We start from the raw sequence: 14223 nt of genomic DNA on the forward strand, positions 1-14223 counted from the left end.
CATCGGTTGTACGGCGAAAGACGGATCCCCCGGTCGGTCCGGGGGATCCGGTGCGTTCCCCTGCCGTGTCCTTTCCCGTGCGCCGGCACGGTCCTTGTCTAGAGTGAGGTTGGCAGATGGCTGAGCGGTCGGGTTCCGAGGAACTGGGCAGGGCACCGGCGCTTCCCGGCGAGGACAGGATCGGCGAATCGGAACTGCGCCAGCTGCTGGCCGGTCTGACGGCCGTGCGGGACGGGGATTTCCGTACCCGGCTGCCCGATACGGCGGACGGCCTGCTCGGCGAGATCGCCACGGTCTTCAACGGGATGGCCGACCAGCTGTCGCTGTTCACGTCCGAGGTGACGCGGGTGGCCCGTGAGGTGGGCACCGAGGGAACGCTCGGTGGCCAGGCGGACGTGCCGGGAGTCGGCGGCGCCTGGCTGGACCTCACGGATTCGGTCAATTTCATGGCCGGAAACCTTACGGCGCAGGTGCGTTCCATCGCCCAAGTCGCGACGGCCGTGGCCAAGGGCGACCTCTCGCAGAAGATCAACGTGACCGCGCGCGGGGAGATCCTGGAGCTGAAGGAGACCATCAACACGATGGTCGACCAGCTGTCCGCCTTCGCCGGGGAAGTCACCCGGGTGGCCCGCGAGGTCGGCACCGAGGGCCGGCTCGGCGGGCAGGCGGACGTCAAGGGCGTCTCCGGCACCTGGAAGGACCTGACGGAGTCGGTCAACGTCATGGCCGACAACCTGACCGCCCAGGTGCGCTCGATCGCGGAGGTCACCACCGCGGTGGCCCAGGGCGATCTGACGCAGAAGATCCGGGTGGACGCGCGCGGGGAGATCCTGGAGCTGAAGGAGACCATCAACACGATGGTCGACCAGCTCTCCGCGTTCGCCGACGAGGTGACGCGCGTGGCCCGCGAGGTCGGCACCGAGGGCAACCTGGGCGGCCAGGCCACCGTCCGCGGGGTCTCCGGCACCTGGAAGGACCTCACCGACAACGTCAACGTGATGGCCTCCAACCTGACGGGCCAGGTGCGCTCCATCGCCCAGGTCGCCACCGCCGTCGCCCGGGGCGACCTCTCGCAGAAGATCATGGTGGAGGCGAAGGGCGAGGTCGCCGCGCTGGCCGGCGTGATCAACACGATGGTCGACACCCTGTCCGCCTTCGCCGACGAGGTGACGCGCGTGGCCCGCGAGGTCGGCACCGAGGGCCGGCTCGGCGGCCAGGCCCAGGTACCCAACGTCGCGGGCACCTGGAAGGACCTCACCGACAACGTCAACTCCATGGCGAACAACCTCACCGGCCAGGTCCGCAACATCGCCCTCGTCACGACGGCCGTCGCCAACGGCGACCTGTCGAAGAAGATCGACGTGGACGCCCGCGGGGAGATCCTGGAGCTCAAGACCACCATCAACACGATGGTCGACCAGCTCTCCGCCTTCGCCGCCGAAGTCACCCGGGTGGCCCGCGAGGTCGGCAGCGAGGGCCGGCTCGGCGGCCAGGCCGAGGTCGAGGGCGTCTCCGGCACGTGGAAGCGCCTGACCGAGAACGTCAACGAGCTGGCCGGCAACCTGACCCGCCAGGTCCGGGCCATCGCCGAGGTCGCCAGCGCGGTCGCCGAGGGCGACCTGACCCGCTCGATCACCGTCGACGCCTCGGGCGAGGTCGCCGAACTCAAGGACAACATCAACTCCATGGTCGGCTCGCTCCGCGAGAGCACCCGGGCCAACCAGGAGCAGGACTGGCTCAAGTCCAACCTGGCGCGCATCTCGGGCCTGATGCAGGGCCACCGGGACCTCGCCGTCGTCGCCGAGCTCGTCATGGACGAACTGACCCCGCTGGTCGCGGCCCAGTACGGCGCCTTCTACCTCGCCGAGGACGGCCCCCAGGGCGCCGTCCTCACCCTGGTCGGCTCCTACGGCCGGCCCGCGGGCACCGCCCTGGGCGTCGGCTTCGCCCTCGGCGAGTCCCTGGTCGGGCAGGCGGCGCGCAGCCACCGCATCATCGCCACCGACAGCGTCCCCGGGGACTACGTCATCTCCTCGGGCCTCGGCCACACCACCCCCGGCAGCCTGATCATCCTGCCGATCGTGGTGGAGGACCAGGTCCTCGGCGTGATCGAGCTCGCCTCCTTCTCCGCCTTCACCCCCGTGCACCGCGACTTCCTCGGCCAGTTGATGGAGACCATCGGCGTCAACGTCAACACCATCGTCGCCAACGCGCGCACCGACGAGCTCCTGGAGGAGTCCCAGCGGCTGACCGGTGAACTCCAGGCACGGTCGGAGGAGCTCCAGGTCCAGCAGGTGGAACTGCAGCGCTCCAACGCGGAACTGGAGGAGAAGGCGGCCCTCCTCGCCAGCCAGAACAGCGACATCGAGGCCAAGAACCTGGAGATCGAACAGGCCCGGCAGGAACTGGAGGACCGCGCCCAGCAGCTGTCGCAGGCCTCCACCTACAAGTCCGAGTTCCTGGCCAACATGAGCCACGAACTGCGGACCCCGCTCAACAGCCTGCTCATCCTCGCCCAGCTGCTCGCGCAGAACCCGACCCGCAACCTCTCCCCGAAGCAGGTCGAGTACGCGGGCATCATCCACTCGGCGGGCTCGGACCTGCTGCAGCTGATCAACGACATCCTCGACCTCTCGAAGGTCGAGGCGGGCAAGATGGACGTCAACCCCGAGCGGGTGCACCTGCCGCAGCTGCTGGAGTACGTCGACGCCACCTTCCGCCCGCTGACCACCCAGAAGAGCCTCGACTTCACCGTCACCACCGCCCCCGACGCCCCGGCCGACCTGCTCACCGACGACGCGCGGCTGCGCCAGATCCTGCGCAACCTGCTCTCCAACGCGGTCAAGTTCACCGAGCGCGGCGGTGTGGAGCTGCGGATCGAACCCGCCACGGCCCCCGAGGTGCCCGCCGGGCTCCCCGGCCGCGCGCCCATGCTGGCCTTCCGGGTACGGGACACCGGCATCGGCATCCCCGAGCAGCAGCTGGAATCCGTCTTCGGCGCCTTCCAGCAGGCCGACGGGACCACCAGCCGCAAGTACGGCGGCACCGGGCTCGGGCTCTCCATCAGCCGGGAGATCGCCCAGCTCCTCGGCGGCGCCGTCACCGCGGAGAGCACTCCGGGCCAGGGCAGCACCTTCACCCTCTACCTGCCGGTCAGCCGGGCGGACTACGAGGAGGAGCCCCTCACCGACGCCCCCGAGGCGCCCCGGCACCTCGCCGCGGGCGGGATCCCCGCACCGGCGGGCGGCCAGGGCCCGGCCGTGCCCGTTCCGCCGCAGCGGCAGGCCCGTCGGCTCCTGGTGATCGAGGAACGCCCCAACGGGCTGCTCTCCCTCGTCGCCGAGAGTGCCGACCGGGACTTCGTGCCCGGCCACCAGCCGTCCGGGGACCACCGCGAGGGCATCCAAGTCGTCAACGCGACGAGCTCGCGGGAAGCCGCCGCCGCCCTGGCCTCGGACTCCTTCCACTGCGTCGTCCTCGAACTCGACATGCCCGACGGCGAGGCCCTGCGCTTCCTCGACGCGCTCGACGGGGACCCGGCGCTCTCCTCCCTCCCCGTCCTCGCCCACAACAACCCCCGCCTGAAGAACGGACAGGAGCGGGCGCTGCGGGAACGCGCCGCGTCGCGCCGGCTGGAACTGCTGTCGAGCCTGGACGAGCTCCGCGAGCGCATCGTGCTGCACCTGTCGGCCGACCGGCCGGGGGACGTACTGCCCCTCGTCCACGAGGAGGCGGAGCGCCGGCAGAGTGCCCCGGTGCTCGACGACGACCTCGTCGGACGCACCGTCCTGGTCGTCGACGACGACGCGCGCAACCTGTACGCCCTCAGCGGCGTACTGGAACTGCACGGGATCCGGGTCCTGCACGCGGAGGACGGGCGCAAGGGCATCGACACGCTCACCCGCAACGAGGGCGTCGACCTGATCCTGATGGACGTGATGATGCCGGAACTGGACGGCTACGCGGCGACCGCCGAGATCCGCCGGATGCCGGCCTACTCGGGGCTGCCCATCATCGCGGTTACCGCCAAGGCCATGCCGGGGGACCGGGAGAAGAGCCTCGCCGCGGGCGCCAGCGACTACGTCACCAAGCCCGTCGACGCCGACGACCTCATCGCCCGGGTCCGGCACTGGCTCACCGGATGACAGTCGCCCCGCACTCACCGCCGGTCCCGCCGGTCCCGCCGGTCCCACCGGTCCCGGTCCCGTCCGACCCGAGCATGCCCCCAACGGCCCTCCCCGCAGGGCCACGACCGCCCCGACAAGGAGCCGGCAGCACGGTGAGCAACCCCGACACACAGCAGTACGACGATGCGCGGCTGCCGGGAGCGGTGGCCCCGGAGTCCCGCAACGCCATCCCGAACCAGGCCACCACGCCCCTGGGGCGCCTGGTCGCCACCGTCGAACGCCTGCGCCGCGAAGTGCGGGAGGCGCATGCCGCCGCGGACGGCCGGGCCCTGGTCGAACTGGCCAAGGGCATCCTGATCGGACAGCTCAACTGCACCCCCGCGGCGGCGGCCCGCCAGCTCGACGAGCTGTCGCGCGAGACCGGGCTGTCCCCGCTCGAACTCGCCGCCGACATCGTCAACCAGGCCGCACGCGACCATGTCAGCGAGGTCGCCGCCGAGTTCGTCGAGCGCACCGCCGCACCGGCACCGGCCGAATCGGCCGCGCCGTCCACCACCCTCGCCGTACGACTGCGCACCGCCGAGAGCGGGGTACTGGCCGCCGCCGACGACACCCAGGCGGTGGCCGAGTCCCTCCTGACCAACGCCCTGGGACCGCTGGGAGCCGTCGCCGTCGCCGTGTGGAGCGCGTCCCCCGACGGCTCGCTGGCCCTCGCCGGGCACGCCGGGTTCGGGCCGGGGGAGGCTGCGCGCTGGCGCCACGTACCGCCCGGTGTCTCCACCGTCGCCCGCCGCGCACTGCAGGAGCGGCGCCTGGTCGCGCTGGCCCGGCTGAACCGCGTCGGATTCCCCTCGATCGGCCACCTCCAGTGGCCCGACGGCGGCCGGATGGCCGTACCCGCCGGAACCGGCGGACGCATCCACGGAGTCCTGGAGATCTGCTGGCCCCAGCCCCTGGCGCCGCAACCCCCGCAGATCGAGCGCCAGGTCGAGGCCCTCGCCGAACTGTGCGCCCGCACCATGGACACCGCACCCCCGGGCGACTTCGGCGCCCTTGAAGCCGTGCTCCCGGACGTCGCGGAACTGGTGGACCTCGCCGAAGGCCTCCACGACCCCGCCGTGGTCCTCACCCCGGTGCTCGACCACGAGGGCCGGCTGACCGACTTCCGGATCCGCCACGCCAGCAGCAGGTTCGTCGATCCCGCCGGGCGCCAGCGCGGCGACGTGAATGGGGCGCTCCTGCTGGAGGCCTACCCGATGGCCGCCGGCGAGCGAGGACTCTTCGACATCGTCGAGCGCGTCCACGCGACGGGCGAACCCTTCCGCGCCCACCGCATGAGCCTGACCGCGCTCGTCGACCAGATCCCCCTCACCTCGGTCGCGGACATCAGCGTCAGCCGGCACGGCGCGGCCGTCCTGCTGATCTGGCGCGTCGAGGACGAGACGGCACGCCTCGCCGACCTCCTCCAGCACGCCCAGCGCCTGGGCCGGATCGGCGGCTTCGAGGAGAACCTCGTCACCGGCGAGATCACCTGGAACGCGCAGCTGTACGCGCTCCACGGACTACCGACCACCGCAGCGCCCGTCCGGCTGCGCGAACTCCCCGGCTACGCCCACCCCGACGACTCCGCCGCCCTCGGCCGCTTCCTGCGCGCCGTGCTGCGCTACCGCCGTCCCGCATCCGTCAACCTCCGCCTGCGCAGGTCCGACGGGATCACCCGGCACATCCGCGTCGTCGCCGAGCCCGTCCTCGACGCCGACCAGCGACTGCACGCCGTCCGCGGCGCCTACCAGGACATCTCCGCGCAGCACTGGACCGAAGTCGCCCTGGCCGCGACCCGGGACCAACTCGCCCACAGCGAGGCCGAGTCCGCCGAACGCAACCGCCTCGCCCTGCAACTCCAGCACGCCATCATGCCCCCGACCCCACCGGCCATCACGGCACCCGGCCTGCGCGTCGCCGTCCGCTACCGGCCCGCGGAGACCGAGTCGCTCGTCGGAGGCGACTGGTACGACACCGTGGTCCTGCCTTCCGGCCTGATCATGCTGTCCGTGGGCGACGTCGCCGGCCACGGCATCGAGGCCGCCACCGGCATGGTCGTCCTGCGCAACGCCCTGCGCGGCCTCGCCGTGACCGGAGCGGGCCCCGCCCAATTGCTGTCCTGGCTCAACACGGTCACCCACCACCTCGCCAAGCACGTGACGGCCACCGCCGTCTGCGGCATCTTCGACCCCGGCACCCGGGTGATGCGGTGGGCACGCGCCGGGCACCTGCCGCCCGTACTCGTCCGCGGCGGCGAGGCCGAGGCCTTCCCGTTGATCGAGGGCCTGCTGCTCGGCGCGCTCCCCGAGGTGACGTACGCCGAACGGGAGGTGCGCCTCGAACCGGAGGACACCCTGCTGATGTTCACGGACGGGCTGGTGGAACGCCGGGACTCCTCGGTGCAGGACTCCCTCGGCCACCTCCTGCACACGGCCGCCGCCTGTGCCGGGGACGTGGACCGGCAGCTGGACCGCCTCCTCGCCGAGAGCCGCTCGGACACGGACGACGACACCTGTGTCATCGGGATCCAGGTCGGCTGACGCGGCGGGGTGACACCCCTGGGGTGCCTTGCCGATCAGGCCGGGCTCACCCCGTGACAGGCCGGGCTGACCCGGTGAGCCGAGGGGTCCGGAGGGCGTCCGGGGGTGCGGGCGGGCCGTGTTAGCGTGCGGGCATGCGCGCTCCCATCGGGCCCTTCGACAACGCGGTGCCGGCTCCCGACTGCCTCGCGGACCTCACCCCGCCCGTGGCCGAAGCGGTCCGCGGCTGGACCGGGGACGTACCTGCCGAGCAGATCCTCCACGTGGACACCGATCCGGCGATCGCCGACACCCGCGCCTTCGTCGCGCACTACGGGCAGGAACTGCTCGGGCAGTCGGCGAACTGCGTGGTGGTCGCCGCCAAGCGCGGCGGCGAGGTCACCCTCGCGGCCTGCCTCGTGCCCTCCGCCGGCCGGATCGACGTCAACGGCGCCGTCCGCCGCCACCTCGGCGCGCGCAAGGTGTCCTTCGCACCGATGGAGACGGCCGTGGAACTGACGGGCATGGAGTACGGGGGCATCACCCCGATCGGCCTGCCGGCCGACTGGCCGCTCCTGGTGGACGCGGCGGTCGCCGACATGCCCTACGTACTCGTCGGCAGCGGACGCCGCCGCGGCAAGCTCATCGCCCCCGGCAAGCTGTTCGCGGAGCTCCCCGGAGCCGAACTCATCGAGGGCCTCGCCCTCTGAGGTCAGGCGATGCCCACGGTATACGCGGCCCGGTAGCCGTCGCCGTCCGGGACCGGCGCCAGGGTCATCGAGGCCCCGGAGGCGCGGTACCGGTCGTCACGGGCGTTGGGGTGCTCCGGCGCGCGGCGTTCGGCGTACGGAGGGCGCTTGTACACCTGCACCAGCAGGGGCTCGGGGAAGAAGAACTGCGAGGTCGTCTCGGTCCGGCGGTCGGGACGCACCTTGAAGTGGATGTGCGGTGCCAGCCCGGCGTACCAGCCGGGCACGATGGTGCGGAAGGTGCTGCGGCCGGCGGCGTCCGTGACCTGCGTACCGCGCAGGAAGGCGGCCCCGCCGGTGGAGTAGGCGCCCGAGGGGTCGGCGTGCCAGACGTCGACGGCGGCCTCGGCGACCGGACGGCAGCCCGCCGACACCCGCACCACGGTCAGGTCCAGCCGGAACGGCACACCCGCCCGGCCCTCCGTGATGTCCGACCGGACCCGGTCCAGATCGAGGTAGTACGGGCCGGCGCCCGCCTGCACGGCGAGCACGCAGGCCGGGGTGCTGGCGCCGGGTGACGGTGAGAGCGGCGGCGGTGCGGACGGCTGCCCCGCCGCCCCGCGGGTCCCGGCAGGGCCGGAGCAGGCCGCCGTCAGTGCCGCGACCCCGACCGAGCCGGCGGCCAGCAGGAGGGCGCGGCGGCTGGTCGGGGAACTGCCGTTCTCGGTCATACGAAACTCTCCCGCGCGCTGAACGACCGCCGCACGGACGCGACGGCCACCGACGGCGCCCACCGTGCCGGACGCGAGACGTCCGGGCCATCACCGACACGTCACGGATCCGCACCCCAAGTAGGACGGGAACCGACCTCATTGGTGCCTACGGTGGTGATGTCGCGCGGAGCGGCGGACCGCGGGAAGTCCGCGGAAGCCGTGTGAAGTCAGTCGAAGTCAGTCGAAGTCAGTGGAAGGGACGGGACGAGAGCGATGGACCACTTTGCCCCCGAGGGCTACACGAGCGTCGCACCGTGGGTCGTCACCGACGACACGGGCGCGTTGCTCGACTTCATCACCGCGGCGTTCGACGGTGAAGAGATCGCACGGGTGTCGGTCGAGGACGGCAGCATCGGCCACGGCGAGATCCGGATCGGCGACACGGTCGTCCTCGCCTTCGACCGGCGGCCGGACTGGCCGGCCACGCCCGCCATGCTGCGGGTCTACGTACCCGACGCGGACGCCGCCATGGCCGCCGCCGTCGCCCACGGAGCGCGGGTGGTCACCGAGGCCGCCGACAGCGCGTGGGGCGACCGCGGGGGCCGGGTGAAGGATCCCTTCGGCAACATCTGGTGGGTCGTGAGCCGGGTCGAGGAGGTCGCGCCGGACGAGGTCTGGCGGCGCATGGACGAGCCGAAGTACGCCGAGTCGATGCGCACGGCCCAGCAGACCCTGGACGCCGAACTCGGCGGCCGTGCCTCGGGCGTGGCCAGCGCCCCGCAGCGACCGCCCCACTGAGCGGCGTGCGGCCCGGGCCCGCCCCGGGCTGTCGCAGCCGCGGCGGGCGGGGCTACCGTGGGAGCCGTGCCCGGGGGCGGCGAAGGGGGAGCGTCATGCTGGACGAGGCGATGGTCGCACTGGCGGCCTCGGTGGGCTCGGGCGTCGTACAGGCCGCCGGGACGGACGCCTGGCAGGCGGTACGGAGCCGGCTGGCCCGGCTGCTCGGCCGCGGGGACCGGCAGCAGGAGGGCGCCCAGCTGGAACGCCTGGACCGGACCGCGGCCGAACTGACCGCGGCGGGGCCGGAGGGCGATGCTCCGGAAGGCGGCGGCGAGGAGCGCACCCGGCACATTGAGGCCTGGCGGACCCGCACCGAGGACCTGCTGGACGAACTGGCACCGGACGAACGGGTCGCTGCCGCGGCGGAACTCCGGGCGCTGCTTGCCGAGGTTGCGCGGGCGGCGCGCCCGGCGGCCGGAATGTCCGGGCAGAACGTGTTCCTCGGCCCTGCGGCGTTCCAGTCCGGGGACGGCAACGTCCAGGTGAACCGGTTCGACTCCCGCCCGTGACCGGCTCGGAGCCCGATCCGGCCGACGGACGCCGCGGGGACGCGTACCACGGCCCGGCCGGGGTGCAGCGCGGCAGCGGGAACCTCCAGGTCAACATCCACGAGCACCGCGTCGGCATCCTGTCGGCCTGCGCGGTGGCCCTGGTGTGCGTGGCCACGGTGATCGCGGTCCGGCTGGGCGGCGACACCGGTACCGGGGCGGACGCTCCGCCCGACTCGGCCCCGGCCACGACCTCGGCCACAACCTCGGGCGCGCCCCGGGAGGATCTGTCGGCCCTCACCGGGCAGCTGGTCAACGACGGCAGCGGACTGTGCCTCCGCGCACCCGGGACCGGCGAGGGCCTCGTGCCGGTGCAGGACACGTGCACCGCCGACACCGACCGCACCTGGACGCTCGCCCAGCAGGACGGCGCCCGCAGCCGCACGCTGCGCAACGCGCACAGCGGCCGCTGCCTGACCGTCACGGGGGAGGAGAACGGCGCCCCCGCCCGCCAGTTCGCCTGCACCGCCGGGCAGCACGTGCAGCGCTGGGAACTGCAGTGGGGCAGCGGCGCCCGGGCCGGGCACTTCGTCCTGCGCAACGCCGCCAACGCCAAGTGCCTGCTGGTCCAGGGCACCGGGCAGGGCCTTCCGGCGGCGCAGACCTCGTGTGGTGAGGAGTACGCCGACCAGTGGTGGCACCTGGTGCCCCGGCAGGGGGGTCCGTCATGACGCCCCCCGGATGTGCTGCCCGAGATGCCAAGCTCCGGATAGGGGACTAGCGTCTCTAAGTGAGAACCGCAACTGTGGGGAACACACTCAGCCCGCAGTAGTGCGCCCGAGCGCCACGCTTGAGGGATCGCGTGTCGGCCCGGTTGTCCGCAGCCCGATCGGGCTGCGTTGACGGGGGATACGCGCACACGCATGTATGCGGTCAGCCACGCACCCGCGCTCCGAAACATTGCGCGAGAGGGCGCCCCCGAGCACGTCCCGAATGCGTGGCACGACAACGGAAAAGAAGGGTTCGAACCATGCAAGCACTGAGAGTGAAGCGACTCTTCGCGGTGTCCGCCATCGGTGTTCTGATGGCAGGTGGCGCCGCTCTCGGAGCCGCAGGTACGGCCTCGGCGGCAGCTCCGACGCACGCGCCCACGTATGTCACCGGCGGAGGCTGGGACGACGACGACCACGGTTACGGCGGCCACCACGGCTGGTACGACGACGATGACGACTGGGGCGGAGGCTACGACCACGGCGACTGCTGACCGAAGCAGCTGTCCACACGGACGGGTCGGCGCGCGGGCACACGCGCGCCGGCCCTTCCGCGCTCGCGCGCGGCGAATTCGACCGTGCGGACACGACCCGTGCCGACTCGGCCGTGGCGGACCGGCTACGGTCCGCCACCCTTGTGCCCCCCACCCGTCCCGGGCGGGGCTGCGGGCACAAAAATTTCACAACTCGGTCCGCCCGGTGCCCCGTACGCCGTCCGAGGCGCCTCCGGGCCGTCGTGGGCCCCCTCTGAGCCGGCTCCGCGGCCGTCAGCCACGGCGCGTTCCGTGCACGGCACCGGGCCCGGGACCGTACGCGGCAGGATCGAAACCGGGAAGTTCCCTTTGGCGTGAACCCGTTCGGTCGGGACGGCGCGGCGGTGGTGTCCCCGCGACCCGGCGGGTCGAGAACCTCCCAGGCGGCGGCCGCGACACCCGCGTGGCGCCGCCGTGAGCCGGTGCGGCCGCCGGTCTGCGCGCGGCCGTCGGGTCCGGCGTGAAATCGAGGTCCGGGGTCGGTCGCCGTCCCGGCCGTGCCCGCCGCGCGCCCGGACGCCGGCCCGCCTGCCTTGTCCCGGACCGGCCCGATCCGGGCCGTGCCCGCGTCATGTGCGGTGCACCTTTGCTCAATCATGACTGCGACATGGCAAGGATGTTACGCGTCCGTTCGCCTCTTGTGAGTGAGCGGGGGGTGGGTCAACCTTTCGGGGGCGGCAGCCCGTTGGCCATGCATTGACATGTGCATGGCTATCGAGCCCGCCTCGTCCCCGCAGTGCAGCACCCATGAGGAGGACCCCCCACATGTCCGTGATGCGTCACACCCGCCGGAAGATCGCCGGCATCAGCGCGACCGCCGTCGTCGCGCTCGCGCTCGGCGCGGCCGCCGCCTTACCCGCCTCGGCGGCAGACAACGGCGCACAGGGCGTCATCGAGAACGCCGGTGCCGCCGGAACCATCTCCGGCAGCTACATCGTGACCCTGAACGACACCGCGGCCCGCTCCACCGCCGACAGCGGCAAGGCCGTCGCCAAGCGTTACGGCGCGAAGATCGACAAGACCTACAGCGCCGCCCTCAACGGCTACTCCGTCGAGGTCTCCGAGGCGCAGGCCAAGAAGCTCGCCGCCGACCCGGCGGTCAAGTCCGTCGTGCAGAACCGGGTCTTCACCGTCGACGCGACCCAGCCCAACCCGCCGTCCTGGGGCCTCGACCGCATCGACCAGCGGGCGCTCCCGCTGAACCAGAGCTACACCTACCCGGACAAGGCCGGTGAGGGCGTCACCGCCTACATCATCGACACCGGCGTCCGCATCACCCACCAGGACTTCGGCACCCGCGCCTCCTACGGCTACGACGCCATCGACAACGACAACACCGCCCAGGACGGCCACGGCCACGGCACCCACGTCGCCGGCACCGTCGCGGGCGGCGCCTACGGCGTGGCCAAGAAGGCCAAGATCGTCGGCGTCCGCGTCCTCGACAACAACGGCTCCGGGACGACGGCCCAGGTCGTCGCGGGCATCGACTGGGTGACCCGCAACGCCGTCAAGCCGGCCGTGGCCAACATGTCGCTGGGCGGCGGCGCGGACTCCGCGCTCGACACCGCCGTGCGCAACTCCATCGCCTCCGGCATCACCTACGGCGTCGCCGCGGGCAACGAGTCCACCAACGCCTCGACCAAGTCCCCGGCCCGCGTGGCCGAGGCCATCACGGTCGGCGCCACCACCAACACGGACGCCAAGGCCAGCTACTCCAACTTCGGCACCGTCCTGGACATCTTCGCGCCGGGCTCCTCCATCACCTCCTCGTGGGGTACCGGGGACACCGCCACCAACACCATCTCCGGCACCTCGATGGCCACCCCGCACGTGGTCGGTGCGGCGGCGCTCTACCTGGCGCAGAACACCGCCAGCACCCCGGCGCAGGTCCGTGACGCCCTGGTGGCCGCCGCGACCCCGAACGTGGTGACCGGCCCGGGCACGGGCTCCCCGAACCTGCTGCTCTACGTCGGCGACGGCGGCACCGTCCCGCCCGGCAAGCGGTTCGAGAACGCCGCGGACTACGCGATCAACGACAACGCCACCGTCGAGTCGCCGGTCACCGTCAGCGGTGTCGCCGGCAACGCCCCGGCGGCGCTGACCGTCGCGGTCGACATCAAGCACACGTACATCGGTGACCTCAAGGTGGACCTGGTCGCGCCCGACGGCACCGTCTACACCCTGCACAACCGCACCGGCGGCAGCGCGGACAACATCATCAAGACCTTCACCGTCAATGCCTCCGCGGAGGTCGCCAACGGTGTCTGGAAGCTCCGGGTGAACGACAACGCGAACGTCGACACCGGCAAGATCGACTCCTGGGCGCTCCAGTTCTGAGCGCGGGACCGGCGCATGACTTCTGAGCCGCGATGAACAGGCGGGGGCGACCACAGGGCGGTCGCCCCCGCTGCGTCGTCCGCCCGCAACGGCGGGCTGCACACCGCGAAACGGTGCTGCAATGGAGCCATGCACCTCGATGAGCTCCGCACCCTGCTGGCGCGGCACGCCCGCTCCGACTGGAGCACCGCCATCGACGGCGTCCTGATCTCCCGGGTCGACCGGTCGGATCCGCCGGCGCCGTCGATGTCCGGCACGGTCCTGGCGGTCATCGCCCAGGGAGCCAAACGGCTCGCCCTCGGGGACAGGGTCTACGAGTACGGCGCCGGGCAGTACCTGGTGGCATCCGTCGACCTGCCGGTCACCGGACAGTTCACCCGGGCCGACCCGGATCACCCGGCCCTCGGTTTCGGCCTCACGCTCGAACCGGCCGCCGTCGCCGAACTGCTGGTACAGGCCGGTCCCGCTGTGTACACCCCGCGGTCCGCGGCGGGCGCGCCGTCGGGAATCGCCGTCAGCGACGCCCCGCCCGCCCTGCTGGACGCGGTGGTCCGCCTGCTGCGCCTGCTCGACGAACCCCGGGACCGGGCCGTACTGGCCCCCCTGGTCAAGCGGGAGATCCTGTGGCGGCTGATCACCGGCGAGCAGGGGGCCGCGGTGCGCCAGCTCGGCCTCGCCGACAGCGGCCTCAGCCACGTCTCACGCGCGGTGCGCTGGATCCGCGAGCACTACGCCGAGCCCTTCCGCGTCGAGGACGTGGCGCGCCTGGCCGGCATGAGCGTCTCCGCCTTCTACCGGCAGTTCCAGGCGGTGACCGCGATGAGCCCCATCCAGTTCCAGAAGCAGATCCGGCTCCAGGAGGCCCGGCTGCTGCTCGCCACGCACCCGGGCGACGTCACGGGCGTCGGCCAGCGCGTCGGCTACGACAACCCCTCGCAGTTCAGCCGTGAGTACCGCCGGCAGTTCGGCGCGCCCCCGAGCCGGGACGCGGCCCGGCTGCGGGACACCGTACGGGCCCCGGCGAGTGTCCTGCCCTGAGCCGACCCGAGCCATTAGGGAGGATCGTGCAAGGGGCAGCGAGGATAGTTCTACTGTCTGCGCAGGTCAGAGCGATTCAATGGAATCAGCGGTTCTTCCGCGGAGCAGGAAAATGCCTGTCGCTCCG

At 72.3% G+C, this 14223-nt stretch carries 10 protein-coding genes; 9 read left to right on the plus strand and 1 reads right to left on the minus strand.

Annotated features, from left to right (window positions below; all coding sequences use genetic code 11):
- Positions 1 to 116: 116 nt before the first annotated feature.
- The 3 genes from B6R96_RS35045 (at position 117) to B6R96_RS35055 (ending at position 7398) form a co-directional block, all read left to right on the plus strand.
- Positions 117 to 4145, plus strand: a complete 4029-nt coding sequence (locus B6R96_RS35045; protein ID WP_203351699.1) for a HAMP domain-containing protein — start codon at positions 117 to 119, stop codon at positions 4143 to 4145.
- A 74-nt stretch (positions 4146 to 4219) separates the two neighbouring features.
- Complete coding sequence (locus tag B6R96_RS35050; RefSeq protein WP_081524779.1) at positions 4220 to 6709, plus strand: SpoIIE family protein phosphatase; 2490 nt, start codon at positions 4220 to 4222, stop codon at positions 6707 to 6709.
- A 134-nt stretch (positions 6710 to 6843) separates the two neighbouring features.
- Entirely contained in the window at positions 6844 to 7398 is a 555-nt protein-coding gene (locus tag B6R96_RS35055; protein WP_081524780.1) for a YbaK/EbsC family protein, read from the plus strand.
- Between the two features lie 2 nt (positions 7399 to 7400).
- Here B6R96_RS35055 and B6R96_RS35060 read toward each other — a convergent pair whose 3' ends face one another.
- Entirely contained in the window at positions 7401 to 8108 is a 708-nt protein-coding gene (locus B6R96_RS35060) for a dioxygenase family protein (RefSeq protein WP_081524781.1), read from the minus strand.
- 255 nt (positions 8109 to 8363) lie between these two features.
- On the opposite strand from B6R96_RS35060, the gene B6R96_RS35065 reads away from it, so the two are divergent.
- The 6 genes from B6R96_RS35065 (at position 8364) to B6R96_RS35090 (ending at position 14096) form a co-directional block, all read left to right on the plus strand.
- Complete coding sequence (locus B6R96_RS35065; RefSeq protein ID WP_081524782.1) at positions 8364 to 8888, plus strand: VOC family protein; 525 nt, start codon at positions 8364 to 8366, stop codon at positions 8886 to 8888.
- Positions 8889 to 8983: 95 nt separating this feature from the next.
- Positions 8984 to 9439, plus strand: a complete 456-nt coding sequence (locus B6R96_RS35070; protein ID WP_081524783.1) for a hypothetical protein — start codon at positions 8984 to 8986, stop codon at positions 9437 to 9439.
- The gene (locus B6R96_RS35075) at positions 9436 to 10149 is read left to right on the plus strand and encodes an RICIN domain-containing protein (protein WP_081524784.1); all 714 of its coding nucleotides are present in this window, start codon (positions 9436 to 9438) and stop codon (positions 10147 to 10149) included. The genes B6R96_RS35070 and B6R96_RS35075 overlap by 4 nt, the downstream gene beginning before the upstream one ends.
- A 299-nt stretch (positions 10150 to 10448) precedes the next feature.
- Positions 10449 to 10682 carry a hypothetical protein gene (locus tag B6R96_RS35080; protein WP_051779308.1) on the plus strand — a complete coding sequence of 78 codons (234 nt, stop codon included), beginning with the start codon at positions 10449 to 10451 and terminating at the stop codon, positions 10680 to 10682.
- 804 nt (positions 10683 to 11486) lie between these two features.
- The gene (locus tag B6R96_RS35085; RefSeq protein ID WP_053175531.1) at positions 11487 to 13058 is read left to right on the plus strand and encodes a S8 family peptidase; all 1572 of its coding nucleotides are present in this window, start codon (positions 11487 to 11489) and stop codon (positions 13056 to 13058) included.
- A 129-nt stretch (positions 13059 to 13187) separates the two neighbouring features.
- Positions 13188 to 14096 carry an AraC family transcriptional regulator gene (locus B6R96_RS35090; RefSeq protein WP_081524785.1) on the plus strand — a complete coding sequence of 303 codons (909 nt, stop codon included), beginning with the start codon at positions 13188 to 13190 and terminating at the stop codon, positions 14094 to 14096.
- Positions 14097 to 14223 lie beyond the last annotated feature (127 nt).

Source organism: Streptomyces sp. Sge12 (genome assembly GCF_002080455.1).
In the GTDB taxonomy this organism is placed as follows: Bacteria; Actinomycetota; Actinomycetes; order Streptomycetales; family Streptomycetaceae; genus Streptomyces.

What these genes read in the sequence shown, in the direction of transcription:
- B6R96_RS35055 (WP_081524780.1), top strand. Translation starts at nt 6,844, where the DNA reads ATGCGCGCTCCCATCGGGCCCTTCGACAACGCGGTGCCGGCTCCCGAC.
- B6R96_RS35080 (WP_051779308.1), top strand. Translation starts at nt 10,449, where the DNA reads ATGCAAGCACTGAGAGTGAAGCGACTCTTCGCGGTGTCCGCCATCGGT.
- B6R96_RS35050 (WP_081524779.1), top strand. Translation starts at nt 4,220, where the DNA reads ATGCCCCCAACGGCCCTCCCCGCAGGGCCACGACCGCCCCGACAAGGA.
- B6R96_RS35085 (WP_053175531.1), top strand. Translation starts at nt 11,487, where the DNA reads ATGTCCGTGATGCGTCACACCCGCCGGAAGATCGCCGGCATCAGCGCG.
- B6R96_RS35090 (WP_081524785.1), top strand. Translation starts at nt 13,188, where the DNA reads ATGCACCTCGATGAGCTCCGCACCCTGCTGGCGCGGCACGCCCGCTCC.
- B6R96_RS35070 (WP_081524783.1), top strand. Translation starts at nt 8,984, where the DNA reads ATGCTGGACGAGGCGATGGTCGCACTGGCGGCCTCGGTGGGCTCGGGC.
- B6R96_RS35045 (WP_203351699.1), top strand. Translation starts at nt 117, where the DNA reads ATGGCTGAGCGGTCGGGTTCCGAGGAACTGGGCAGGGCACCGGCGCTT.
- B6R96_RS35060 (WP_081524781.1), bottom strand. Translation starts at nt 8,108, where the DNA reads ATGACCGAGAACGGCAGTTCCCCGACCAGCCGCCGCGCCCTCCTGCTG.
- B6R96_RS35065 (WP_081524782.1), top strand. Translation starts at nt 8,364, where the DNA reads ATGGACCACTTTGCCCCCGAGGGCTACACGAGCGTCGCACCGTGGGTC.